We start from the raw sequence: 25131 nt of genomic DNA on the forward strand, positions 1-25131 counted from the left end.
CCGGCGTCGCCGTGGCGCCATTGACGGGCGGAGTAACGGGACGCCATCAGAAACCGCTCGCAGGCGGCGAGCAACGCGCGCTTTATCGGCTTGGACGATCGCGCCGAAGCGGAATCAACCGCCACGCTCGAGACCGTCGCCGTCGCCACGCGCGCGCTGCGCTTTTCGCGTCGCACGCTCTGACCGTTGGGGCTTAGGAACAATGACGCGGGCGTCGCTGGGCGATTTTTATCGAGCGCCGATCCAAATCTCTTCCGACCGGAGAGGGCTCTCCAAACGTCGGAGGACCGATGGATAGCGTCGCTTCGATGTTGATGCTAACCTTTGCGCGCACGCCGTTTTCCTGTCTGTCATCCGTACTGCGAAATGAGACAACGATCAAACGCCGAGTGGTTATTGGCCCTACGGGCAGGCGATCAGAGTCAGGCTGTCGCGCTGGCTGAGCTGCGTGAGCTCGTGCTTGGCGCGATCATCAAATTTCTCTCGCGAAACGAAACGCCCGGAGGTTCGTCGCTCGGCCACGATTTGCATCAAACGGCGGAGGACTGCGCCCAGGAGGCCATTATCCTCATTCAGTCGAAACTCGATCAATTTCGTGGCGAGAGCAAATTTACGACATGGGCCTATTCGATCGCGGTTCGCGTCACTCTTGGGGAGCTTCGACGACGACGCTGGCGGAAGGCGGTCGTGAATAGCGCGCGTCTTGGCGAAGATATGCCGGTCTGGCCGACCGATGCGCCAGAACCCGAGCGTAGTCTGGAACGGCGACAAGCGTGGGCTTTGTTGGCCCGCCTTATCGAGAACTCTTTGACGCCACTCCAGCGAAAAGCGCTTGTCGCTCACGCGTTTCAGGGCATGCCGCTTGACCTTGTCGCCGAGTGGCTCGGCGGCAATCGCAATAGCGTATACAAGCTTATTCATGATGCACGAAAGCGCCTCAAGGCCGCGCTACTTTCCGAAGGCGTTACGCATCAGGATATCATAGCTACGTTCGACTCATCCCGGCGCAAAACTTATCTCAGCGATGAGGGTAAGATTGTCGCGTCACAGAGCGTCTCACATACGGTTGAGTCCGGAAGCTAGGAATGAAACAAAAGGAATTTGTCCGCCTGCTCGATACGATCTTCGCCGCCAAAGGCGGGGAAGAGATGTCGTGTACGGATTATTTCGATAGTCTACCGCGCTACGCCGAGTTGGAAGCCTCCGGCGTGGACGCCGCCGCCGCCCTTCCCGAGGTGCGTCACCACATGCATCAATGTCCGGAATGCGAAGAGGTGTATCTCGGCTTGCTGGCGCTTGTGCGCGCCGAAAAGGCGGCCGATCGCGGGTGAGCGGGCGCGATCGTTGTTGATCGATCGAGTCAGCGGCGACAGAACGAATTTCGTCACGCATTTTCGCATGTGAGTTGGATTTCCTGCGGGAGGCGTTTCTCCGAGCGAAAAAATCTCGTCGGTCGAGGTAAGATTCTCCGTGCTGCGGCGTCTAAGAGACGTCCGAGCCGAAAAAGTTGGCTCGCTAAGGTCGGCAACAAGGAGAACGCACGGCATGTCAAATCTCTACGAGCGCCTCGGGGGCGAGAACGCCGTTAACGCCGCAGTTGAGCTTTTTTATCGCAAGGTTCTCGCGGACGGTCGCATCGCGCAGTTTTTTGACGGCGTCGACATCGATCAGCAAATCGCCAAACAGAAATCATTCCTGACCATGGCGTTTGGGGGCCCGAATAATTACACGGGAGCCGACATGCGCAATGCGCACAAGCGTCTCGTCGCCCAGGGCCTCAATCATTCCCATGTCGACGCGGTGATCGAAAATCTCAACTACACGCTTCGCGACCTTGGCGTGCCGGAAAAGGAGGTTAAGGAAGTCGCGGCGCTGGCGAACTCGGTACGTGATGACGTATTGAACCGTTGATCCGATGCTGAAGTTCGAGGATCGTTCGGTCGAACTCAGGCCAGGTGAAACAGTGCTCGAAGCGCTGGAGCGGGCCGGCATCGACGCGCCTTCGTCGTGCCGGTCCGGCGCTTGTCAGACCTGTCTGCATCGCGCGGTCGAAGGCGTTCCTCCGCCGGAGTCTCAAGTTGGATTGACAAAGGGTCAGCAGGCGCTTGGTTTTTTTCTGCCCTGTGTCTGTTTGCCGACGTCGCCGCTGACGATTACGCGTCCGGAGGACGCCGGAGCGCGCCGGGACGCCGTCATTCGAGCGATTGAGCCGCTCGCGCCCGATGTGATCCGACTGCGCGTCGACGCAGATGATTTCGCGTATCGGCCAGGTCAGTTCCTCGAACTTGTCGCGGATGGCGATTTAAGACGTCATTACTCGCTCGCGAGCCATCCCGAGGACGATCCATTTCTCGAGATGCATATCCGACTGCATGAAAATGGCCGAATGAGCCGACGGCTTGGAGAATGCAAGCCAGGCGACCGCTTGCATGTCGCGGGTCCGTCCGGGACATGCTTTTACGAAGGCGTTCACGAGGATCAGCGCCTGCTGCTGATCGGCGCCGGGACGGGTCTCGCGCCACTCTATGGCGTGTTGCGAGACGCTCTGAAGCGGGGCCATCTCGGTCCAATCCGTCTCTACCACGGCGCGCGCAGCCGTGAAGGTCTCTATCTTGATAAAGAGCTGAAAGCGCTGAGCCGGACGCGGGCGCAAGTCGACTACCGACCATGCCTGCTTGATCCACATGCGCCGGCTGGAGGAGACGTTGCGGCGACGGCCCTGGACGCCGAGCAAGACGTCAAGGACAGCGCAATTTTTCTGTGTGGCGGCGAAAATCTCGTGAAACGGCTGAAGCGTGACTTCTTCATGCGCGGCGCCAGCATGAAAAACATCCGATCGGATGCGTTCACGCCGTCGGGCTGACGTTTGGCGGATCGAGGCGAAGCGGCAGCTTCGGGATTGACGTATCCTTGACGCCGCGCGCAGGTTAGCAAGAGTGGAGATTCGATCCGCGCCGCCATCGGCCGAGGCGGGCGGCTACGTGTATGGACGGTCGCGGATGCGAGCGCTCGGCTGCGAAGGCGCTTCGAAGAGGAAGGCGCCGCGACCTGAGGATGTATCGCGTCGTTGTGACGGACCGCCCCCGCTGACGTCGATCGGGCGACCTCCGGATTGCGCAAGGGGGGAAGAAAGACGAGGGAGGCCTCGCGGCCTGACGATCATGCCGGCGCCGAACCAAGTCTTGGACCAGGAGAAGAGCAACCTCGAAACGCGGGATCGCGATATCGCCGTCGCGCCTCCTCGGCAACGCAAGATTATCCACGTCGATATGGACGCCTTTTACGCCTCCGTCGAGCAGCGCGACAATCCGGAGCTGCGCGGCAAGCCGGTCGCCGTCGGCGGATCGCGGGAGCGCGGCGTCGTCGCGGCGGCAAGCTACGAAGCGAGAGCCTTCGGCGTGCGCTCCGCCATGCCGTCGGTCACCGCGAAGCGGAATTGCCCCGAGCTTATTTTCATGAAGCCGCGCTTCGACGTTTACAAGGACGTGTCGCGGCAGATTCGTTCAATTTTCGCCGAATATACGCCGATCGTCGAGCCGCTGTCGCTGGACGAGGCCTATCTCGATGTGACCGAGAATTTGAAGGGTATGGCGACGGCGACACGGATCGCCGAGGACATACGGGCAAGAATTCGCGCCGAGACCGGCCTTACCGCTTCGGCGGGCGTTTCCTATAATAAATTCCTGGCCAAGCTCGCCTCGGATTACAGGAAGCCCGACGGCCTCTTCGTCATCACGCCGAAGATGGGGCCGGCTTTCGTCGAGGCCCTTCAGGTGGGGAAATTCCATGGCGTCGGGCCGGCCACGACGACGAAGATGAATCGGCTTGGGATCGAAACCGGGCTCGACCTCAAAGCGCAGACTCTCGCTTTCCTTCAGCGTCATTTCGGGAAATCGGGAGTCTATTACTATTGGATTTCGCGGGGCGTTGACGACAGGCCGGTCCGCCCTGACCGCGCGCGCAAGTCGATGGGCGCCGAAACCACCTTTGTCGAGGATCTCTTCAGCTTCGCGGCGGCGCGCGCCGCGCTCCAGCCGATCATCGAAAAGGTCTGGCGCTACTGCGAGAGCGCGGGAATACGTGGGCGCACTGTCACATTGAAGGTGAAATATCCCGATTTCCGCCAGATCACGCGCAGCCGCACGGGCGCCGCGACGATTGCGACACAAGCGGAACTTGCTCAGCTCGTCTTGGCTCTGCTCGGACAGGTGTTTCCCGCGCCAATGGGAATCCGGCTGTTGGGCGTCACGCTGTCGTCTCTCAGCGACGAGCAATCTGGACGCGACGATCAATTCAGCCTGAGCGTTTAGCGCAAGCCACATCACAAGAGCGAAGCGCGGCGCGGCCTATGGGCTTTGAAACAAGGTTCACTCCGACCGCAGCCGACGAGGACGCGGGGGGGGGGGCGCCACGCGTGAGCGCAGGCCTAGTTCGCCTGCGTCGACGATGATTCTGATACGGGTTGTTCCGGCGCCGGAACATCAGGATCTTATTCGTCGGACGGCGCCAGATGGGCGGGCAATTGCGGCTCGCGGTCGATAAGATCGGCGAAATGCGCTTCAAAGGAATGTCCGGCAAGCGCCGCGTCAAGGCCTTTGAGCGCGGCCGCGATCAGAGCGGCTTCTTCTTCCTCAAGCACGCGCATCGCCGTGCCGAGATGGACGAGCACATGCGCGCCCGGAGGCTGCGCGCCGATCAGCAGCATGGAAATGCGCTCGGACCGGCCGGCGCCTTCGCAAAGCGCCGACATGTCGTCGCCGTCGATCACGCGCATCGGCACGCCAAGACACATGGGAGTCCGTCCGTCCGGCGCCTTAGTCGTCCGCGCGCAAAACTTTGCGGCTCGCATAGGCGACGCCTAGCGCGCCCATGGCGACGATGGAGATCCAGCCGAAAGCGACGGCAAGCGCGAGAAGGTGATCGGACTGGGTGGCGATATGCGCGAGGCTTTCGGCCAGCCCATAGGGATGCGGGCCCGGATGCGCCTCCGCCATGACGGGCGCGAGCGCCGCCGCGACGACGATCATTCGCAAGAAGCTCATGTCAATCCCTCCATTCGCCGGCGGCGTCCGCGCCTCTCCGGCTCTCGTAGCTCTGATGGTCTAGGTCATGTCCAAGCAGCGCCAAGTCTGGGGACAATGGTTTGGCGCGCGACGCGCAATCGACGCCCCATTCCCGCAAAATGTCATGCGCCGCCGCGACGGCGGCGTCGATCGCGCCGCGCACCGGCTCGGTGAGCGGACCGCCCCAGTTTTCGAGATCGAGCGGCTGGCAGCCGACAAGCGCAAGGCGCGACGGATAATCGCCTAAGAGGTCGGCGGCGCTCAGCACTTCTTGAAAGCCGGTCTGATGCAGGCTCATCTTTTTCGAGCCGGTGAATTTCGGCACTTCGCCATCACGCACGATCTTCAGCGTTCCGGGCGCAAGGCCGTAATCGATGGCGTCGAAGACGAGAAGGTCGTCCGCCTCGCGGACAAACTGCACGAGATAAAGCCCCTGCGTTCCGCCGTCGAGAATCGTGACGTGTTCCGGAAGGGCGTAGCGGCGATGAAACGCCTCCACCGCGCGCACGCCGAAACCTTCGTCGCCCCAAAGTATGTTGCCGATGCCAAGGACGAGCACGCGCCGCGCCACGGCTCAGGCTCCATCCTTGAAATGACGCTCGCCTGAGATCATCGAAGAGATGATGCTCTGGCGCGACATGATGTCTTCGCGCACAGCCGCGTAGATGTGGATGATGATGAACGTGACGATCACATACATGCCGAGGTGATGCCAAGTGTGCACTTCCTGGCTGTTGGGCCAGATGTAAAAGACCCAGCCGAAGAGCTTCGCCTCCCAACTGTCGGCCCCCTCGCCTTCCGAATAGAGCGCGAAGCCGGTGACGATCATGAACGCCGACATTAGCGTATACATGGCGAACATCGCCGTCTGCGCCAACGGATTATGGCCGACATATTTCATCGGCGCCTTTTCGAGGAAGGCGTACCAGCGGATTTCATGCGCAAGCTCCTTCCAGAAGGAGGCGCGCCAAATAGGCACGAAATAGATCTGCCGCGAATGTTCATTGCCCATGAACGCCCAATAGCCGCGCAGCAGAAAGCCGACGGCCATGATCTGCCCGGCAGTGAAATGGGCGAAGCGGATATAGCCCATGACGAAATGCTGCGACGCTTCGCCGGCGACCGTCGGCAAGGGGGAGCCGATCAGATAGCCGGTGACGATGAGGACAAGGATGGCGAGGGCGTTGACCCAATGCCAGAGCCGCACCGGCGCCTCATAGACATAGACGGTCGGCTGCGCCACCACCTTCTCGCCGTGAGAATCGGCGACATCGATGCGCGAAATGTCGGTCATGCACCCCTCCCTTAGCGCACCTGCACCTTCGCCATCTCTTGTCCGTCTTCGCTCATCACATGCGTCGAACAGGCGAGACAGGGATCGAAGGAGTGGATCGTGCGCAGGATTTCGAGCGGCTGCGCGGGATCGACCATCGGCGTGTTCATCAACGAAGCTTCGAAGGCGCCGATATTGCCGGCGGGATCGCGCGGCGAGCCGTTCCATGTGGTCGGAACGACGCATTGATAATTGTCGATCTTGCCGTTCTTGATCTTGATCCAATGCGCCAGCGCGCCGCGCGGCGCCTCGGTGAAGCCGACGCCTTTCGTCTCCGTCGGCCAGCTCTTTGGCTCCCACTTCTCGACATTGGCGGTCGCAAGATCGCCGGCCTTGATATTGGCGATCAGCTTGTCGAAGAAATGCCGCATCTGATAGCCGGCCCACTGGCTCTCCAGCGCGCGCGCCGCCGTGCGACCGAGCGTCGAGAAGAGCGCGGAAGTGGGCAGCCCGAGATCGTGCAGCACTTTTTCGACCGGCTCCTTGAATTGCGGCTTGCCCTGCGCATAGCCGACGACCCAACGCGCCAGAGGGCCGACTTCCATCGCATGGCCGCGCCAGCGCGGCGCCTTGATCCAGGAATATTTGCCGCCCTCGTCGAGCTCGATGATATTGGTCTTCGTGCCCTTGGCGTTCGGTCCGAGTTCGTAATGCGGCTCGGTGACGCCGTCCCAGGGATGCAGGCCCTTGGTCTCGTCGCCGTATTTATACCAGGAGTGCGTCACGAACTCCTGTATCTCCTCAGGGTCGCGGTGATCGACGGGATGGATCTCGTCGAGCTTGCCGTTGATGATCGCGCCGCGCGGCAAGAGCAGGTTCTTGTCCGTATAGTCATTGGCGTGTTCCGGCACGTCTCCATAGGCAAGCACGGATTTGCCGGAGAGGCCGCCGCCATAGAGCCAGTCCTTATAGAAGGAGCCGATGGCCATAATGTCGGGGATATAGACCTTGTCGTTGAATTCGATCAGTTGATCGATGATGCTATCGACGAGGTTCAGGCGTTCCATGTTGATCGCGCCGACTGCGCCGGTTCCGTCGATGTTGATCGCGCAAGGAACGCCGCCGACGAGCCAATTGGGATGCGGATTCTTGCCGCCGAAGATCGTGTGGATCTTCACGATCTCCTTTTGGAAGTCGAGCGCCTCGAGATAATGCGCGACGGCCATCAGATTGGCTTCGGGCGGCAGCCGATAGGCCTTGCTGCCCCAATAGCCGTTCTTGAAGGGGCCGAGCTGGCCGGACTCGACAAACTTTTTCAGGCGCGTTTGCAAGTCCTTGTAGTAGCCGGGGGAGGACAGCGGCCAGCTCGAAATCGATTGCGCGAGAGCTGAAGTGGCCTTCGGATCGGCGCTGAGCGCCGAAACCACATCGACCCAGTCGAGCGCATGAAGGTGATAGAAATGCACGATGTGATCGTGCACCTGCAGCGCGAGCTGCATGAGATTGCGGATCGAATTGGCGTTCTCCGGGATGGCGATGCCAAGCGCGTCTTCAACGGCGCGCACCGAAGTGAGCGCATGCGTGCCGGTGCAGACGCCGCAAATCCGCTCGGTGAAGGCCCAGGCGTCGCGCGGATCGCGATTCTTCAAGATCACTTCGATGCCGCGCCACATCGTTCCAGTCGAGACCGCATTGCGGATGACATTGTCGGAATCGACATTCACTTCGACGCGCAAATGGCCTTCGATGCGCGTGACCGGATCGACGACGATGCGCTTGCCGCTGTTGTCGAGCTTAAAGCCGTTAGGCGTGTCGACGCCGGCGGAAGCCGTCGCGGCGACGGCGGGAGCGGCGGCTGGGGCCGCCTGGCCCGCGCGATTTTGAGAGATGCGCTGCTGCGTCATGGCTGTTGTCCTGAGGAGAGCGGCGTCAGGCCGAGTGATCGTTGTTCTTCGAGACGATGCGCTTGACGGCGGTCGCCGCGGCATGCGTCGCGACCGCCGCGCCGACGACGCCGGCAGCCGCAAGCCCGATCTCATCCGCGTTCTTCTCGACGCCGAATTGATGGATATTGGTCAGGCGTTCATAGAAGGGCCCCTTGTCCCAAAACCCTTCTTCCGAACAGCCGATGCAGCCATGACCCGATTGGATGGGGAAGGAGACGCCGCCGTTCCAGCGCACCGTCGAACAGGCGTTATAGGTCGTCGGCCCTTTGCAGCCCATTTTGTAAAGGCAGTAGCCCTTCCGCGCGCTTTCGTCGTCCCATTGTTCGACGAACTGGCCGGCGTCGAAATGCGGACGGCGGTAGCATTTGTCATGGATGCGCTGCGAGTAGAACATATTCGGCCGGCCCTGCCGGTCGAGTTCGGGCAATCTGCCGAAGGTCGTAATATAAGTGACGACGCCGGTCATGACTTCGGCGATGGGCGGGCACCCCGGCACCTTGATGATCGGCTTGTCGTGGATGACCTTGTCGATGGGCGTCGCCTGCGTCGGATTGGGTTTCGCCGCCTGCACGCACCCCCAAGAGGCGCAGGCGCCCCAGGCGATGATCGCCATGGCGTCCTCCGCCATCCATTTCAGCTTTTCGACGAAAGGCTTGCCGCCGTCGATGCAGAACATGCCGCCTTCATTGAGCGGCGGATTGCCCTCCACGGCGAGAATATATTTGCCTTTGTATTTCTCTTTCGTCTCTTCAAGGATCGCTTCAGCCTGATGGCCGGCGGCGGCCATGATCGTATCGTCGTAGTCGAGCGAAATCATCGACAGAACGACGTCCTTGACCAGCGGATGCGCGGAACGGATAAAGCTTTCCGAACAACAGGTGCATTCGAGCCCATGCATCCAGATGACCGGCGTGCGCTCCTTGGTTTCGAGCGCGTTGGCGATCTTCGCAGCGCCGATCGGGCCCATGCCGAGACTCGCGGCGGTCAGGCTGCAAAATTTCGTGAAGCTTCTGCGCGTCACCCCCTGTCGGCGAATGACGTCGTAAAAAGTCTCGATTGCGGCCATTCCCGCTCCTCCTGATGGCGTCTTCGTCCCTTCGTCGCGATCTTGCGTCGCGCTTTGTTTTCAAAGGAAGAGCAAGGTCTGGGCCAAGCGCCGCCGGTTGATTGAAATTGATGTAATTCCAATAAGCTAGGAGAGTTCGAGGCGCGTCTCGATGAGAATTTTCGCGCGACAGCGGCTAGTCGATTTTCAATCGCCGGAAAGGCGCTTGCCAGCCCCTCAATGCGCCGTGCAGACCATGCAGGGATCGAAAGAACGGATGACATGCTGCACGGAAGCCGCGCGCGCGCCTTGGCCGGCGAGCGGCGCGCCGACAAGCGCCTGCTCGACCGGGCCGGCCACGCCGGAAGCGTCGCGCGGCGAGAAATTCCACGTCGTCGGCGCGATGATCTGATAGGCGCGGATCTTGCCCTTCTGCGCGCCGAGCCAATGGCCAAGCGACCCGCGCGCGGCTTCGACAAGGCCAACGCCCTCGCCATCCTCATCGTGCGGCGCCACAACGCAGAAGGGCGCGTTCAACGCCAACGCCTTCGCCCAGCCTTCCGTCGCCTCCGCCACCATCGCAAGCTCGATGAGCCGCGCGACGACGCGCGCGAAAACATTGGAGCCGCGCGACCGCGCAAGCAGGGCGCGCACAAGCGGATGGCCATGGACCGCCAGCCGCGCCAGCGCGCCGACCTCCGCCGGCCGGCCTTGAAGACGCGGCGCCTTCGCGAAAGAGTACGCGTCAGGCTTATCGACATAGGGTTCGGTGCGCGCGAGCGACGGCTCTTCCGGACCGTCACGCATATAGGCGTGCGACACGTCCTCGCGGATCGCATGCGCGTCAAGCGCCGACAGCGCGCTCGCAACGGGATCGAATACGCCCGCGTCGAGAAAAGCGCCCGTCTCGTCGCGATAGGCGCCATAGCTCATCAAGGGATTGGCGGCGCGGCCCAGATTTTCGAGATCAAGCGCGCGCGCGATGCGGCAGAAGGCGGCAAAATCGCCATCGGCTCCTTCCCCTTCGCAATAACGCTCCAGCTCTTCGGGCGTCTTGAGGCTCAGCGGCGCGGCAAGCGGCGCCGCGAAGACCGTCGTCTCAAGGAAGCGGCGAAAGTCGCGCGCGATCGCGACAAGTTGCGCCTTCTGCCCAAGATCGATGGCGCTTGTCGTTCCCCCCGGCTGAAAGGCGAGGCTGTGCGGCCATTTGCCGGCGAGTATCCCCATGATTTCGAGAAGCCGCCGGCGCGCCTGCAGAACCTCATTCGCCGCCGCGCCTTCAATCGCCTTGAAACGGCGCGTCGCGGATTCATGCCAGCTCCGGCCGGCGTATTGCGCGCGCGCGAAATCCGGCATGAAGAAAATATAAAAATGCGTGAGATGATCGGCCATGTTCTCGGCCGCATGCGCGAGATTGGCCGCGAGAATGCCATTGCGCGCCGGCGCGATTCCATAAAGCGCGCGCAGCGCCGCCGCCGCCGCCATGGATTGCGAGACGGAGCAAATGCCGCAGATGCGCGGCGCGATGGCGAGGGCGTCCGCGATCGGGCGGCCGACGAGGATTTGCTCGAAGCCGCGATAGAGCGGCGTCGTCACGCGCGCGCAAGCGATCGCGTCGTCTTCGATGTCGAGCGCGACTTCAAGATCGCCCTCGACGCGATTGAACGGGCCGACGAGAAGGCGCGTCATTCCTTTTGCTTCCTCGGGCCGCGCGGCGGCACAACGACATGATCGGCCGTGGCGTTCTTTCTCACGCGTTGCGGCGTCGCCGATTTCGACAAGGCCGCGAGCGCCATGAACCAGGCCTTCGGCATGTCGAGCGGCAGCCCTATGGGCACGCCGCCGATCTTCGGCGTGCGGTGATAGTCGCGAATATCCTCGAAGCCGGGAGACGTGCAGGCGATACAGGCGAAGCCGCCTTTGGTGCAGGAGCCGGAACCGTTCCAGCCGCGCTGATTGCAATCGCCCGCGGCCTGCGTCGCCTTGCAGCCAAGATGCTCCATCAGACAACCGCGCTGCGACAAAGTCTCCGCGCTTGCCTTGAATTCGTAAAATTCATTGCGGCTGCATCCGTGATGCGCGAGATGATCGACATAGAATTTCGGCCGTCCGAGCGCGTCGAGATCGTCCGCCGTCAGAACGTCCAGCGCCAACGCCGCGAGCGTCTCCATGATCCAGCCGGGATGCGGCGCGCAGCCCGCGACATTGATGACGGGCAGGCCGCGCCGCGAACGATAATCGGCGCCGAGAGCGCCGCCCGCCACAGACTTGCGATATTGAAGGCCGGCCGCGTCAGTGGGATCGGGATCCGCGGCGGGAACGCCGCCAAAGGTCGCGCAGGAGCCGATGGCGACGCAATAATCCGCCTTGGCGGCGAGCGCGCGCGCCCAGTCGAGCATGGCGCGTTCCGTGCCGGCGAGACGATTGAAGAAACCCGTTCCGTCGGGTCCGCAGAGAATCGCGCCTTCGATGCAAAGCGCGTGAAGCGGCGTTTCCCCCGTCTCGACGCGCTCCAGAACGACGCGGGCTTCCGTTCCGGTCTCCTCGCTGACGCTTGGATGCCAGAGGAGGTTGAGGCCGAGCGTCTCCAGCTCGCGAAACCATCCGCCCGAACCATGTTCAAGCATGGACATGGTGCAGCCGCCGCAACTTCCGGCCTGAAGCCACAATATGTTGAAGGAGCCCGCGCTCATCCGCCTTGATCCGCCCGCGAGTGCAATTGCGCGCTGTTCATCGGCAGCTGCACAGTGAACATCGCGCCTCCGGCCGGCCGATTGGCGACGACAATGGAGCCCCCATGTTCCTTGACGATGGAATAGCTGATCCAAAGGCCAAGGCCCGTGCCTTCGCCGACGACTTTAGTGGTGAAAAAAGGTTCGAACACCTTATCGAGCACGACGTCCGACATGCCGCGGCCATTGTCCTCGACGATGATTTCTGCGTGCGCGCTCGTCTTGCGGATCGCGACGCGAATGCGCGGCGCAGCGACATCCTTCGTCGCATCGAAGGCGTTGTCGATCAGATTGACGAGCACCTGATGAATCTGGCCCTCATGCGCATCGACAACCACGTTCTCGTCACAATCGAAAATGATTTCCGCGCGCGTCTTCTTGCTGCGCGCCGCCCAATTCGCCGCCGTGCGCGCGATGCGTTCAAGATCGACGCGCTGGGTTTCGGCGGGCCGGCTGAAGGAGAGGCGCCGCAAATTCCTTACGATGTCGCTGATGCGAACGGCGCCGTCCATCGTCCCTTCGATGAGCGAGGGAAGATCGGCGAGAATGGCGTCGATTCTGTAGCGGCGCCGTAACGCGTCATCCTGCGCCTTCACGCTGGATTTCTCGAAATATTCAGCGAGCGCCCCGCGATATTTGTCGAGCGTGTGGATATTTCCATAAATGAAACTGATGGGATTGTTGAGCTCATGCGCGACGCCCGCGACGAGCCGACCCAGGCTCGCCATTTTTTCCTGCTCGACGAGTTTGCGCTGCGCCTGCTGCAATTCACGATGCGCGTGGTGCAGCGCCTCATAGGCGCGCTTCAACTCGCCGATCGGCCGTCCAGTGAGCACGGCGCCGACGCGCCGACCCGTATGATCGAATCGAGCAGAGCAATTGATCGCCATGAGGTCGGAGGCGCCGTCCCCGGCAAAAAAACGCAGCTCGCATTCCGTGACCTTGCCGGCGACGCCTTCAGCGATCTTCTGCAAAGCGCTCGCGCGGTCCTCTTCGACCAGGAAATCCGCAAGGCTCGCGCCGAGCAAGTCCATTTGGCTCAAGCCCGTGATGCGCTGAAAGGCGGGATTGACCTGAAGGATGCGGCCCTTCTCGTCGCATACGACAAGGATATCGGAAACCGAAGCGATAACGCTTGAAATGAACTGCTGCGCTTCCTCAAGCTCGGCGTTCTTGATCTCGAGATCTGATTCATAACGAATGAGATCTGAATAAACCTCGTCAACCTTGTGAATGACTTCGAGCCACATATTCTCGGTCTGCGCGTCGTCCGGCAATCCCGCGCTCTCCGAGAGGAGATCGATCATATTGGTCGGACGGTAGATTTTACTCTTCGTCATCGCGCAGATCCCGCTCAACCCCATAGCGTTCGATCTTGTTGCGCATGCCGACACGGGAAAGGCCAAGCTCCTCCGACGCTCGGCTGATATTGCCGTCGAAGCGGCGCAGCGCGTCCTCGATCATCTCGCGTTCAAGCGCCTCGACGCGGGTCTTGAGCATACGGGCCGCGCTCGCATGCCCATTCGTCAGCCGCGGGGCGAGAATGCGCGGCGACAATAGGCTCGCGGGCAGCAGCCCGTCATTTTCCGAGAGCGTCACCATGCGCTGGATTTCATTATGGAGCTCGCGCACGTTTCCTGGCCACTCGTAGCTCGAAAGGCGCGCCAGCGTCTCGGTCGTGAAGCCTTTGACGCCGCGCCGGAAGCTGCGGTTGACGTCGGCGAGGATGCGCATCGCGATCAATTCTATGTCGCGCGGCCGCTCGCAAAGCGGCGGCAGATGGATTGGAAACGCCGCGACGCGATAATAGAGATCGCGCCGGAACCGTCCCGCGGCCACTTCGTCTTCGAGACTTCGGTTCGTCGCCGCGATCAGGCGCACATTGACCTTGCGCTGCCGCTGCGCGCCGAGCGGGCGGATTTCCCCCTCCTGCAAGACCCGCAGCAGTCGCACCTGAAAGGCGGCGGAGGTTTCGCCGATCTCGTCAAGGAAGATCGAGCCGCCATTGGCGAGTTCGAACAGACCGACGCGATCCTGATAGGCGCCGGTGTAAGCGCCCTTCTTGCAGCCGAAGAGTTCGCTCTCCAGCAGTTCGTCGGGCAAAGCGCCGCAATTCTGCACGACAAAAGGCTTGTCGGCGCGATCGGAGCCGTAATGGATCGCGCGCGCGAGAAGCTCCTTACCGGTTCCCGACGCGCCGGTGATGAGCACCGAGATGTCATATTCCGTCGCCTTGCGCGCAAGCGCCACAACGGGCGCGACGGGACTTTCGGGGTGGTGAATGATGCGGCTGAATTCAAAGAGCCGCTTCTCCTTGCGGCGACGAGTCGCGATCTGCTCCTTGAGCAACTCCGCAGCTGGCTTATTGTCGAGGCCGGCGCCGACTTCCTTCTGGTAGCGATAGAGCTGCGCCGCGTCGCGCACGCTGGCGATCAGCTTCTCCGGCTCCCAGGGCTTGGTGATATATTGGTAGATGCCTGCTTCATTGACGCCGGCGATGATGTCTTCGGACTCGGTATAGCCGGAGATGATGATGCGAATCGGATCGGGCCAGGAGATGCGCGCGCGCTTCAGGAAATCGACGCCTGACTCGCCCGCCATTCTGTGATCGCAAAGAATGACCTGCACGAGTTCGCCGTCGAGGACGCCTTCCGCCTCCTTCGCTCTTGAGACGCAGATCACGTCGAATTCGTCGCAAAGGACGCGTTGCAGCGCCTCGCGCGAGCGAAGCTCGTCGTCGATCACCAGCACGGTCGAAGAAGAAGTCATTGCGTCATCCGGTGCGCGGCGCGCCGCGTCTCAACATATTCGGGGAAGCTGTTCTCCAGACAGCCAGTCGACGATGCGCCCGCCGCCAAAGCGCGTCGTCATCTCGACGAAGTTTCGTTCGTCTTCGACGACATGTCCGATCAAGGCCGCATCACGTCCGAGCGGATGAGCGCGCATGGCGTCAAGCAGCGTCCCGGCCGCGTCGGGCGCGCATATCGCCATGAGCTTTCCTTCATTCGCGACATAGAGGGGATCAAGACCGAGGAATTCGCAAGCGGCGGCGACCTGCGGCTTCACCGGAATCAGCTCCTCGTCGACCATGAAGCCGACGTTCGATTGATGCGCGATTTCATTCAGCGCCGCGGCGAGGCCGCCGCGCGTCGGATCGCGCATCACGCGCAAGGCGCCGCCCGCGGCGTCGACCATGGCGGCGGTGAGTCCGTGCAGCGCCGCGGAGTCGGACAGGATCTCCACGCCGAATTCAAGATTTTCGCGCCGCGACATGATGGCGACGCCATGATCGCCCATGGAGCCGGAGACAAGGACGGCGTCGCCGGGGCGCGCTTTGTCGCTCGACAGCGACAGGCCGTTCGGCAAGACGCCGACGCCTGCGGTCGAGATAAAGACGCCGTCCGCCTTGCCGCGCTCGACGACTTTCGTGTCTCCGGCGACAATCGGAACATCGGCGGTCCGCGAAGCGTCGCCCATGCTCTGAGCGATGCGTTTCAAATCGCCGAGCGCAAATCCTTCCTCGATGATGAAGCTTGCGGAAAGATATTTCGGCGTCGCGCCAGCCATGGCGATATCGTTGATCGTGCCATGCACGGATAGAGAGCCGATGTCGCCGCCCGGGAAAAACAGCGGCGAAACGACGTAGCCGTCGGTCGTCATCACGAGACGGCCGTCCTGCTGGCCGAGCAATGCCTGATCGTCGTTGCGACTCAACCAGTCATTGCCGAAGGCGTCGTGAAAAATATCGGCGATGAGCTGCGCCATGGCGCGCCCGCCCGAGCCATGCGAAAGATCGACGCGCCCATTTCGCACGTCGAGCTTGCGGCGGACGGGTTTCATGACGAGGCTCATGAGGCCGCCCTTTCCATCCGCGCGCGGCTGCGGTCCCGGAACCGGCCATAGGCGTAATGCGCCGCGCAGGAGCCCTCCGACGACACCATGCAGGAACCCATCGGCGTCTCCGGCGTGCAGAGCGAACCGAAGAGCTTGCAATCCGTCGGCTTCTTCGCGCCGCGCAGAATGGCGCCGCACTCGCAGGCCGGATTGTCGGTGGCGGCGACCGTATGAATGTTGAAGCGCTTCTCGGCGTCGAAGGCGGCGAAAGCGTCGGCAAGGCGAAGCGCGCTATGCGGCACCATGCCGAGACCGCGCCACTCGAAGCTTTCGCGCAATTCGAAGACTTCGCCCATCTCCCTTTGCGCTCTTGCGTTGCCATCGTGCGTCACGGCGCGGAGATATTGATTTTCGACGGCGCAACGGCCCGCGTTGATTTGGCGGATGAGCATCAGGATCGATTGCATCACGTCGAGCGGCTCAAAGCCGGAGATGACCACGGGCTTCCCATATTCATGCGCGACGAATTCGTAGGGACGAGCGCCGATCACCGTGCTGACATGCGCGGGCCCGACGAGCCCGTCGAGCGGCGTCGCGCCGTCGCTCTCGCCCGCCAATATGGCGCGCATGGCGATCGGCGTCAGAACATGATTGCAGAAGACGGAAAAATTTCGTAGCCCCTTCGCCTTGGCCTGCTTGAGCGCAAGCGCCGTCGGCGGCGTCGTGGTTTCAAAGCCGATGGCGAGGAAAACCACTTCTCGCTGGGGCTCGGCCTCGGCGATGCGCAAGGCGTCGAGCGTCGAATAGACCATGCGGATGTCGGCGCCCGCCGCGCGCGCTTTCAGCAGACTCGCGCCGCGCGACGCCGGCACGCGCATCAGATCGGCATAGGTGCAGAGCGTCACGCGTGGATCGGAAGCGAGCCTGATCGCGTCATCAATGCGCCCCACCGGCAGGACGCAGACCGGGCATCCGGGACCATGGATCATCGCGACATTCTTCGGCAGCATGTCCTCGACGCCATAGCGCGAAATCGCATGCGTGTGTCCGCCACAAAACTCCATGAAACGGTAGCTTCTCCCCGAGTCGACTTCGGCGGCGATCGCCGCCGCGACGCCCTTTGCGAGTTTCGGATCGCGATATTCATCCACATATTTCATGACGGCGTCTCCATCGCCGCGACCTCGCGCAACAGCGCCAAGGTGCGTTCGGCCTCCGCGGCGTCGATCTTCGACAAAGCGTAGCCGACGTGAACGACGACGAAGTCGCCGACCGCGACATCATCCACGAGCGCGACGCTGATCGCCTTGGACACGCCGTCCAAGTCGATGCGGGCCATGCCGTCGTCGAGCAGCACCGTCACTTGGGCGGGGATCGCTAGACACATAGGGAAAGATCCTGGGTATTGCGAGTTGACTCGAAGGCGCGCGCCATAGCCGCCTGCCCCAGCGAGAGGCCGCCGTCGTTGGGCGGCAGCTTTCGGGCGAGCAGAGGCCGCAAGCGCAGGCGTTGCAGCCGTTCCGTCAGACCTTCGGCGAGAATGCGATTCATCATGCAGCCGCCGCCAAGCGCGACGACGTCGAGCTTCTGCGCGGTCGCGGCCCTCGCGACGAATTGCGCGAGCCCTTCGATGAGCGTGCCGTGAAAGAACTCCGCGCCTTCGCGCGGCCCCATACGCCCGTCGGCGAGAGCGTCAAGAAGCGGCGAGAAGTCGAGTTGATCGCCATTTATGCGAAAGCCGATTTCCATCGCGCGGGACGCATCGACGAGCGCTTCCATCTCCATCGCCGCCTGCGCTTCATAACGCTGCTGCGTCGAGAGCCCAAGGAGAGCCGCCGCCGCGTCGAAAAGACGGCCCGTGCTGCTCGTCGCCGGCGGCGCATATCCTTGGTCGATGAGCCGCGCCATCTCCAGCGCGCGCGGCTCATGAGCGAAGAGGCGCGTCGCTTCATTAAGACGCCCGAGCTTTGCGAGCGCGCCGACGCCCATCCGCCAGGGCTCGCGCGCGGCGCGGTCGCCGCCCGGCGCCGGCAGCGGCGCAAGCCCGCCCAGTCGTCGCCATGATGCGCCGTCGAGGCGCATCAATTCGCCGCCCCAGGACTGTCCGGCGTCGCCAAGCCCGTGTCCGTCGAGCGCAAGGCCGAGCGCGGGCGCCTCGATGCGATGCTCCGCGAGAACGGCGGCGAGATGCGCCGCGTGATGCTGTGTGCGGATCAGCGGCAGTTCCTGCTCCTCCGCCCAGCGCGTCGAATGATAATCGGGGTGCAGATCGCAGGCGACAAGCTGCGGCGTCACGTCAAGAAGCTCGATGAGCCGCCGCGCCGTCTCGCGATAGAAGCGCAATGTCGCGGCGTTTGAGAGATCGCCGATATGCTGCGAGACGAAAGCCTCGCGGCCGCGCGTCACCGTGATCGTCGCCTTAAGATGCGCGCCGGCGGCGATGACGCAGGGCCCATCGGCGCCAAGTTCGATCGGCTCCGGAACAAATCCGCGCGCGCGGCGCAGAAAGGCCGGCGCGCCGGCGACGACGCTCATGACCGAATCGTCGACGCGCGTCACGATCTCGCGATCATGCGTCACGATCAGATCGGCGATCGACGCGAGGCGCTCCTGCGCTTCGCCATTGTCCTTCACCAGCGGATCGCCGCCGAGATTGGCGCTTGTCGCGACAAGAACGAGTTCCTGCGGCGCATCGCGCCATGAGCGCGTTGCAGGCGCGCCCGCCGCCGCATGAAAAATGAGATGATGGAGCGGCGTATAGGGCAGCATGACGCCGATGCGATTGAGGCGCGGCGCGACGGCCTCGGGCAGCGCGCCTCTACTTTGCATCAGCACGATGGGCCGCGCCACGTCCTGAAGCAAAGCGAGTTCCTGTTCCATCGCGCGCGCGATCGTCGCGACGGAGGCGACATTGGCCGCCATGACGGCGAAGGGCTTCGCGTCCCGCGCCTTGCGACGGCGTAATTCTTCCACCGCAGCTCGGTTACGAGCATCGCACATCAAATGGAAGCCGCCCACGCCCCTCGTCGCGACGATCTTGCCGTCGCGCAGCGCCGCGACGATCTCCGCCGGCGAAGCGGAAAGTTTTGGTCCGCAGGCCGGACAGCACAAGGGCTCCGCGTGAAAGCGGCGAGCACCCGGATCGCGATAGTCGCGCGCGCAATCGTCGCACATCACGAAGGGCGCCATGGAGGTCCGCGCGCGATCATAAGGGAGCCGCCGCGTCAGCGTATAGCGCGGCCCGCAATGCGTGCAGGTGACGAAGGGATAGAGATAAAAGCGGCCCGCCGGATCGAAGAGGTCGTCGAGGCAATCTTCGCAAACCGCCGCGTCGGGGACGATGCGCGTCTCGCTCTTGCCTTCAACGGAGTCGAGAATCGCGAAGCTCGAAGACTCGCGCGGGGCGAGTTCTTCGACTTCCATAGCGTCGACGCGCGCGAGCGGCGGCGAACGGCGCGACAACGCCTCGAGGAAAGCGCCGACGCGCTCGCCCTGAACTTCGAGGAGGACGCCGGCCGCGTCATTCTTCACGAAACCGTCGAGCCGCATGCGCGTCGCAAGATCATAGACAAAGGGTCGAAACCCGACGCCCTGCACGGCGCCGCGCACGCGCACCCGCAGGCGCTGCGGTACGGCTCGGGCGGCGTCGGCTTGGGCCATTCGCTTTACTCCGCGACCGCCACGCGCGCGGCGCGCGCTTCGATCCAGGCGTAGAAGGCCTGCATGCCTTCGCCGCTTCGCGCCGAAACGACGAGCGTCTGCAGATCGGGATTGACCGTCAGCGCCGCCGCGATGCAAGCGCCGACATCGAAATCGAGATGCGGCAGAAGGTCGGCCTTGTTGAGCAGCATCAAGTCGGCGGCGGCGAACATATCGGGATATTTGAGCGGCTTGTCCTCGCCTTCCGTCACCGACAGCACGACGACCTTATGCGCCTCACCGAGATCGAAAGCCGACGGGCAGACGAGATTTCCGACATTTTCGATAAAGAGCAGCGCATTCCTTTCCGGCGCGAGCGTATCGATCGCATGGCCGACCATATGCGCGTCGAGGTGACAGCCCTTGCCGGTGTTGATCTGCAAGGCGCGCGCGCCGGTCGCGCGAATGCGCTGCGCGTCGTTCGACGTCTGCTGGTCGCCTTCGATCACGACGATCTCGCGTCGCGCCTTCAAATCCTCGATTGCGCGCACGAGAAGACTGGTTTTTCCCGAACCGGGACTGGAGACGAAATTCAGCGCGAAATTGCCGTTGGCCGCGAGGCGATGACGATTCTCGCGCGCATAGGCGTCGTTCTTCGACAGAATGTCGCGCTCGATCTTGACGATGCGCGCCTGGCTGAGGCCGGGCGCATGAACGCCCGCTAGTCCCGCGCCGTAATCGATCGACTCATCGCCATGACTCGCCACGCCATGGTCATGATGATCATCGTGATGTTCATGGCCATGATGATGACCGTGGTCGTGATCGTGATCATGCCCATGGTGATGATGGTGATGAGCGGCGTGGTCATGCCCATGCGCGTCGCGTTTTTGGGTCTTGTCATTACCTTCGACGACGCTCGTTCCGCAACCGCAGACAGTGCACATCAGGCGACCTCCAGTTCGATGAGGCGAAAATCGTCGCCGCGGGTCATTTGAACGCGATGACGTCCGCATTCGGGGCACGCCCCGAAACGCTCGGTCAAGGCGACTTCCTTGCCGCAGTCGAGACACCAGCCGGCGCCTGGAACGTCCTGCAAATCCAGGGCGGCGCCCTCGCACATCGAGCCGCGAACCACGGCCTCAAAGCAAAAGCGCAAGGCGTGCGGATCGACATGGCTCAGCGCGCCGACGGCGACGCGCAGGACGTCGACGCGGCGCGCGTCGGCCTTGCGCGCCTCCTCCTCGGCGAGATCGATGAGGGCTTCCATCAGCGACATCTCATGCATGCAGCGCCTCGCGAAGTCTGATGTCGCAAGATGCGCAGGGATCGAACAGCGCCGCAAGCGTCGCGACAAATCGCCGGGGCTCGGCGACGTCGAGCCTCGTCGCCGCGAGCGCTCGGACGAAAGGTCCGGCGGGATGGAAGTTCCATTCCGTCGGCGCGAGAATATCATATGCCGTCACGGCGCCCGATGCGTCGATTTCGACGCGATGGAACAAAAATCCGCGCGGCGAATCCACCATGGCGAAGCCTTCGCCGGGCCGGATCGAACGCGCGACGACGAGATCGCTTTCGCCCGCCAAGGGCGTGCTGCGCGCCAGCGCGTCCAAAGCATAAGCAATATCGAGAAAGCGCGCCTGAAGCCTAGCCGCGAGCAGCCCGACATTGCGGCGCAGGTAAGCGAAGTGACGCGCGAAAGGCCCGGTTTCGGCGACGCGTCCCGGCAGTTGCGGGCGGGCAAGAAAATTGGCGTTTCGCTCGCGTAGGGCGCGATGCACGGTGTCTGCGTCGCCTATCGCAAGGAAGTCGGCGTCGCTGGAGCAGGGCGCGACCCGCGCAAATTGCAAGGCGTCTCGCCATAATTCGGCGAACCAGCCTGTAGGATTTCGACCCGCGTCAAGCGGCGCGCCGATTTCGCTTGCCGCCTCCTTCAAAGCGGCGTGGAGAGAATTGTCGTCCTTCTCGCCGGCCGCGCGCGCGGCCGCAAGCGCCTTGCGCAAGGCCGGCAGATGCGCAAGACGCCGGGGGTCGCTTTTCTCGCCCGGCCAATCCAGCAGACTCGCGCGCAAATGTTCGGCGATCCGCTCGGCGTAGAGCATGCGTCTCCAACGCCACCGCAAGGCGTCGGGCGTGGGCCGCGCCTGCGCCGCCGCCACCGCAGCTTCGCTTGCGATGCGCTGCGAGGCGGCGCAGAGGGTGAAGACCGAGCCGATCAGACTCGGCGCGCCGCTCGCCGCCTTGCCATAGAGAATTCGCGTGGCGTCGACCTGTCGTCGCGGCGTGACCCTTGCCGCTTCCACTCTGTCATCGATGCGCGTCACCTCGACGCCAATGCTCGTCGACATCTCCGGCAATTCGCTCATGACTCGTCGCTCATGGGGCGACTCATGGCGCGACATGCGCTTCGTCGCGCTTCGCGCCAAAAATGAGCGAACGTCGATCCAGCACAGCGGGTCTGCGCGCCGCGGCCTCCCGCGCATCTGTCGGAGCGGGATCGAACAATTGGTCGAGCGCGGCGAGCGCGACGGCGCGCGCCGCGGCGTGATCGGCAAACTCGTCCATCGGCGAAAAGAGCGAGCAGCTGTCGACGCGGCCGAAGCCTTCGAGCCGTCCAACGACAAAGCCCACGCGCCCGGCGGTCAGCGGCCAATAGGCCGTTTCGCCTGGAGCCTTCGGCGGGAGTTCCTCGGCGTCCGCGGCGCAGATCATAAGGTTCATGAACCAGGGCGTGAGAATGACGCCGAGCGCGTGGCCGCCATAGGGCCGGAAGCCGATCGCTTCGATCTCCAGCGCCGGATTGCAGATCGGCAGATCGCGCATCGCTACATGGACGCGCCGGTAGTGATCGGCGAGCCGCGCGCCGGCGAGCGTCGCCGCCGCTTCGCGCGCGGCGTCAACCATCGCGCTCATCGGCGAGCCTCATGAATTTCGCCTGCGGCGCGTCGCAATTCGGACAGCGCCAATATGCGGGCAGCGCGCTGAAGGAGACGCCGGGCGGAATCTGCCAGACGTCGTCGCCAGCGGCGGGATCATAGACATGCCAGCACACGCCGCATTCCATTTTGGCGCCGCCGTCCAAATCGCGAGGCGCATCGAAATTCTCGAAGCTCATTGGAAATAGGCCTCATGAATCTCGCGGAGCCGCTCGCTCGAATCATGAAAATCCTCGGTCGCCGCCAAAGCGACGACAGGCACGCCGCCGATTTCGAGCGTATCGAGAACGATCTCGTCCATGGCGTTGAAATATTGCACGGACCAGACGTGGCGCGTCGCCGTCGCATGAATGCGGCATTTGCCGTAGCCGCGCGACACAAGGCCGACAGGCCCTTCGCCGAGCGACGTCTGCAGAAAGCCCATGTCCTGCGGCGTCATCGGAAACAGCATGAAATTGACGATGTGAGACGCGTCTCCTGGCGTGAAGGACATGACCCGCCCACGGATTTCCGCCAGCAGCGGCATGACGTTCATGGCGCCTTCGGGCGCTTCGCCAAAGGAAACGTCGCGCGCGTTGACGATCGCCGCGCGCTTCACAACCTCGGGGACGTCGCCGACCTCGAGATAATCGCCGACAAGCCGATCATCGGCGTCGCTGAAGCGCACGCGCCAAAGGCCGGCCATGGTCGACTCCGCGATTTGCGCGGTGACGCCGTCCGGCAGCGCGACGACGCCGCTCACCTCGCCCGCGCCGAGCGCCTGGTCAAGGAGTTCGCGCTCGTCCGCCGTGCGATCGGTGATGTCGAAGAGACGGCCTTGCTCTTCCGCCTTCTGAAGGGCGAGCGCCTGCGCGAGTTCGAGGAGAAGGCTTCCAACATCGGCGCAACGACGAATGAGGTCTTCCGACTCTCTTTTCGCGAGGCCCCCGAGACGTCGTCTGGCGCCCGCGGAAAGATCCTCGTCGAGGCCGATCGGCGCGATCGTCATCGCCTCTTCGGCGCCTTCCGGCGCCACCCAAAATCCTGCTTTCACGGGTCAGGCTCCCGCGCTGAAGGAAATCTCGACCTGCGGCCTCTTCGGCCCGGCGAGCACAGGCGCGCAAGGGTCGAGAAAACCCTCGATCTTCGCGATGTAATCGGCCCAGTCCCAAATCTTCGGGAGGACGCCGACGGGATCGCGGCCGCGCATGACGACGAGGCTTGGCGACACATAGGCGTGAAGCCGCGGACGCAGTCTATCTTCGGCTTCGGGCGCGATCACGGCGCCGCGCAGCCGATCCGAAAAATGCGCCAACAGTTCCGGCAGCACGACCGCGACATCGCCGGTCTCGGGACGATTCGCGCCCTCGCCGGAAAGGAACAGCAGGGCCTGCGCGCGCTCCTTGGACACGCCATCGAGAAACGCTTCGAGGCTCAACTCGTCCACGAGCGGCAGCCGCGCCTGTTCGATCAGGCGCCGCAGCAAAGGCGACATCGGCACTCCTCCCAACTTTCTTTTTTGGAGAAATTGCAATCAAGGCGCCAAGGCCGGCGCCAGTGGCGCATTTTTAACTAATCATTGAAATTAAAAGTGTTTTTAAGACTTTTGAATTCATGAGCCGCTGTTAAGATGGAAGATTACTTTTCATTTAGATAAGAAAGTTTCCAATCGGTTCAGCGGAGGAGGATACTTGGGCGTTGTGGGGAAAGGCGGTAGCGCTCCTCCGCATCGTCTTCCGGTTCTGGTTTGAGATATTGAGGCAGAACAGCCGATATCTTCGTGACGGCCTGCCTTGCGGGCGGCGTGAGACAGCCCGTCGCCCGTGCCGCGCGCCACCCATTTGGCGCCGAGCGCGAGAGGATCGATTTGTTCCTCCGACAACATCATCGGCGCTCATAGGGCGCGCCCAGGGAAACGCCGGCTCGCGCGCGTTCTTTCTATTTCGCGCGCTACGCCACCAATTTAAAGCTCACATCTAGAGCGCTTCCCGATCACATGGAATCATGTGATCGAAAAGGAATCGCTCAAAATCAAACCGTTGGAGCAGGTTCTCATCGAAAAAGTCTGTCAACTTTTTCGAAACCTGCTCTAAAGGGCGCGACCGGAGCGCCCACACTTGTGAGCCCCCTCAAATTTTCTCCCCAGGCAACCGACTCGCCTGCCGGACCCAATCGGCGAATTGCGCCTCGTCGATTGCGTCGCCCTCATGGATGTCGAGGTAGCGGACGTGCTTCTGCGTGGAGGCGCCTGGTGGCGGCGGCGTGAGATCCGCGCCGCGGAAGAACGCCACCCTCACGTATTTTGTGAAGCAGTGAAAGCTCAGGCTCCAGACATTGTCCTCGACGCCATAGAAGGGGGAATTCCATTTTACGGCCTTCTTCATCTCTGGTACGGCCGCGATGATGAGTCGATCGAGCCGACGGCCGACGTCCTGTTTCCAGCCCGGCAAGGCGACGATGTAGGCCTGGACGAAAGCGTCGCCGTAGCCCTTCGGGATCTGCGGATTGCCGCCCGCAAGGAGGGCGGGTTTGACGGCGTAGGCATTGGTGTGCGTCCGATCGGTTGTGGTCGTCTTCCCGACCGTCGACACGCCGGAATTCTTCTTGCCCACCCCTTTCGATTTGCCGGAGGACTTGTCAGCCATTTGTGTCGCCACTTCCATGTAGGTTTGGACGGACTCGAA

General features: G+C 62.7%; 27 protein-coding genes. 5 read left to right on the forward strand and 22 right to left on the reverse strand.

The features are described 5' to 3' along the window. The first annotated feature begins 366 nt into the window (after positions 1–366). From BN69_RS11625 to dinB, 5 genes are all read left to right on the forward strand, one after another. Positions 367–1083 (forward strand): RNA polymerase sigma factor, encoded by a 717-nt coding sequence (locus BN69_RS11625; RefSeq protein WP_244434927.1) that lies wholly within the window; start codon positions 367–369, stop codon positions 1081–1083. A 2-nt stretch (positions 1084–1085) separates the two neighbouring features. After that, entirely contained in the window at positions 1086–1331 is a 246-nt protein-coding gene (locus BN69_RS11630; protein ID WP_014891808.1) for a hypothetical protein, read from the forward strand. 214 nt (positions 1332–1545) lie between these two features. Then, positions 1546–1911, forward strand: coding sequence for a group I truncated hemoglobin (locus BN69_RS11635; protein WP_014891809.1), 366 nt, complete (start codon positions 1546–1548; stop codon positions 1909–1911). Between the two features lie 4 nt (positions 1912–1915). Next, the gene (locus BN69_RS11640; RefSeq protein ID WP_014891810.1) at positions 1916–2863 is read left to right on the forward strand and encodes a 2Fe-2S iron-sulfur cluster-binding protein; all 948 of its coding nucleotides are present in this window, start codon (positions 1916–1918) and stop codon (positions 2861–2863) included. Positions 2864–3161: 298 nt separating this feature from the next. After that, complete coding sequence (gene dinB / locus BN69_RS11645; RefSeq protein WP_148277099.1) at positions 3162–4310, forward strand: DNA polymerase IV; 1149 nt, start codon at positions 3162–3164, stop codon at positions 4308–4310. A gap of 179 nt (positions 4311–4489) precedes the next feature. Here the strand turns inward: dinB and BN69_RS11650 are convergent, their stop codons facing one another. The 22 genes from BN69_RS11650 to BN69_RS11755 all read right to left on the reverse strand — a co-directional run bounded on the left by BN69_RS11650 (position 4490) and on the right by BN69_RS11755 (position 25092). After that, positions 4490–4792 (reverse strand): HypC/HybG/HupF family hydrogenase formation chaperone, encoded by a 303-nt coding sequence (locus BN69_RS11650; RefSeq protein WP_014891812.1) that lies wholly within the window; start codon positions 4790–4792, stop codon positions 4490–4492. Positions 4793–4814: 22 nt separating this feature from the next. Continuing rightward, complete coding sequence (locus BN69_RS11655; protein ID WP_014891813.1) at positions 4815–5042, reverse strand: hypothetical protein; 228 nt, start codon at positions 5040–5042, stop codon at positions 4815–4817. Position 5043: 1 nt separating this feature from the next. Continuing rightward, the gene (locus tag BN69_RS11660) at positions 5044–5634 is read right to left on the reverse strand and encodes a HyaD/HybD family hydrogenase maturation endopeptidase (RefSeq protein ID WP_014891814.1); all 591 of its coding nucleotides are present in this window, start codon (positions 5632–5634) and stop codon (positions 5044–5046) included. Positions 5635–5637: 3 nt separating this feature from the next. Next, positions 5638–6357 carry a Ni/Fe-hydrogenase, b-type cytochrome subunit gene (cybH, locus tag BN69_RS11665; RefSeq protein ID WP_014891815.1) on the reverse strand — a complete coding sequence of 240 codons (720 nt, stop codon included), beginning with the start codon at positions 6355–6357 and terminating at the stop codon, positions 5638–5640. A gap of 11 nt (positions 6358–6368) precedes the next feature. Beyond that, positions 6369–8240, reverse strand: coding sequence for a nickel-dependent hydrogenase large subunit (locus BN69_RS11670; RefSeq protein WP_014891816.1), 1872 nt, complete (start codon positions 8238–8240; stop codon positions 6369–6371). A 25-nt stretch (positions 8241–8265) separates the two neighbouring features. Next, positions 8266–9348: a hydrogenase small subunit gene (locus BN69_RS11675; protein ID WP_014891817.1), complete on the reverse strand. Its 1083-nt coding sequence runs from the start codon at positions 9346–9348 to the stop codon at positions 8266–8268. A 216-nt stretch (positions 9349–9564) separates the two neighbouring features. Continuing rightward, positions 9565–11016: a nickel-dependent hydrogenase large subunit gene (locus BN69_RS11680; protein ID WP_014891818.1), complete on the reverse strand. Its 1452-nt coding sequence runs from the start codon at positions 11014–11016 to the stop codon at positions 9565–9567. After that, a complete protein-coding gene (locus BN69_RS11685) occupies positions 11013–12020 on the reverse strand; it encodes an NADH-quinone oxidoreductase subunit B family protein (protein WP_014891819.1) in 1008 nt (335 codons plus the stop codon). Before BN69_RS11685 ends, BN69_RS11680 begins: the two co-directional genes overlap by 4 nt. Further along, the gene (locus BN69_RS11690; RefSeq protein WP_041926943.1) at positions 12017–13399 is read right to left on the reverse strand and encodes a sensor histidine kinase; all 1383 of its coding nucleotides are present in this window, start codon (positions 13397–13399) and stop codon (positions 12017–12019) included. The genes BN69_RS11685 and BN69_RS11690 overlap by 4 nt, the downstream gene beginning before the upstream one ends. Further along, a complete protein-coding gene (locus BN69_RS11695) occupies positions 13386–14828 on the reverse strand; it encodes a sigma-54-dependent transcriptional regulator (RefSeq protein WP_014891821.1) in 1443 nt (480 codons plus the stop codon). The genes BN69_RS11690 and BN69_RS11695 overlap by 14 nt, the downstream gene beginning before the upstream one ends. 30 nt (positions 14829–14858) lie before the next feature. Continuing rightward, the gene (hypE, locus tag BN69_RS11700; protein ID WP_014891822.1) at positions 14859–15911 is read right to left on the reverse strand and encodes a hydrogenase expression/formation protein HypE; all 1053 of its coding nucleotides are present in this window, start codon (positions 15909–15911) and stop codon (positions 14859–14861) included. Then, positions 15908–17053 carry a hydrogenase formation protein HypD gene (gene hypD, locus BN69_RS11705; RefSeq protein WP_014891823.1) on the reverse strand — a complete coding sequence of 382 codons (1146 nt, stop codon included), beginning with the start codon at positions 17051–17053 and terminating at the stop codon, positions 15908–15910. Before hypD ends, hypE begins: the two co-directional genes overlap by 4 nt. Next, positions 17050–17280: a HypC/HybG/HupF family hydrogenase formation chaperone gene (locus BN69_RS11710; RefSeq protein WP_041926944.1), complete on the reverse strand. Its 231-nt coding sequence runs from the start codon at positions 17278–17280 to the stop codon at positions 17050–17052. Before BN69_RS11710 ends, hypD begins: the two co-directional genes overlap by 4 nt. Continuing rightward, complete coding sequence (hypF, locus tag BN69_RS11715; protein ID WP_014891825.1) at positions 17271–19553, reverse strand: carbamoyltransferase HypF; 2283 nt, start codon at positions 19551–19553, stop codon at positions 17271–17273. The genes BN69_RS11710 and hypF overlap by 10 nt, the downstream gene beginning before the upstream one ends. Before the next feature lie 5 nt (positions 19554–19558). Continuing rightward, a complete protein-coding gene (gene hypB / locus BN69_RS11720) occupies positions 19559–20479 on the reverse strand; it encodes a hydrogenase nickel incorporation protein HypB (RefSeq protein ID WP_014891826.1) in 921 nt (306 codons plus the stop codon). Continuing rightward, on the reverse strand, positions 20479–20820 hold the full coding sequence (gene hypA / locus BN69_RS11725) for a hydrogenase maturation nickel metallochaperone HypA (RefSeq protein ID WP_014891827.1): 342 nt from the start codon (positions 20818–20820) through the stop codon (positions 20479–20481). The genes hypB and hypA overlap by 1 nt, the downstream gene beginning before the upstream one ends. Beyond that, positions 20813–21898, reverse strand: coding sequence for a nickel-dependent hydrogenase large subunit (locus BN69_RS18495; protein WP_014891828.1), 1086 nt, complete (start codon positions 21896–21898; stop codon positions 20813–20815). Before BN69_RS18495 ends, hypA begins: the two co-directional genes overlap by 8 nt. A 22-nt stretch (positions 21899–21920) precedes the next feature. After that, positions 21921–22445, reverse strand: a complete 525-nt coding sequence (gene hybE / locus BN69_RS11735) for a [NiFe]-hydrogenase assembly chaperone HybE (RefSeq protein ID WP_041926945.1) — start codon at positions 22443–22445, stop codon at positions 21921–21923. Beyond that, the gene (locus tag BN69_RS11740) at positions 22429–22647 is read right to left on the reverse strand and encodes a rubredoxin (RefSeq protein ID WP_014891830.1); all 219 of its coding nucleotides are present in this window, start codon (positions 22645–22647) and stop codon (positions 22429–22431) included. The genes hybE and BN69_RS11740 overlap by 17 nt, the downstream gene beginning before the upstream one ends. Next, positions 22644–23501: a hydrogenase expression/formation protein gene (locus BN69_RS11745; RefSeq protein WP_041926946.1), complete on the reverse strand. Its 858-nt coding sequence runs from the start codon at positions 23499–23501 to the stop codon at positions 22644–22646. The genes BN69_RS11740 and BN69_RS11745 overlap by 4 nt, the downstream gene beginning before the upstream one ends. 3 nt (positions 23502–23504) lie before the next feature. Continuing rightward, positions 23505–23942: a thioredoxin domain-containing protein gene (locus BN69_RS11750; RefSeq protein ID WP_014891832.1), complete on the reverse strand. Its 438-nt coding sequence runs from the start codon at positions 23940–23942 to the stop codon at positions 23505–23507. 634 nt (positions 23943–24576) lie between these two features. Next, positions 24577–25092, reverse strand: coding sequence for a DUF1801 domain-containing protein (locus BN69_RS11755; RefSeq protein ID WP_083858811.1), 516 nt, complete (start codon positions 25090–25092; stop codon positions 24577–24579). Between the last annotated feature and the right edge of the window lie 39 nt (positions 25093–25131).

This window comes from Methylocystis sp. SC2 (genome assembly GCF_000304315.1).
Classification (GTDB): Bacteria; Pseudomonadota; Alphaproteobacteria; order Rhizobiales; family Beijerinckiaceae; genus Methylocystis.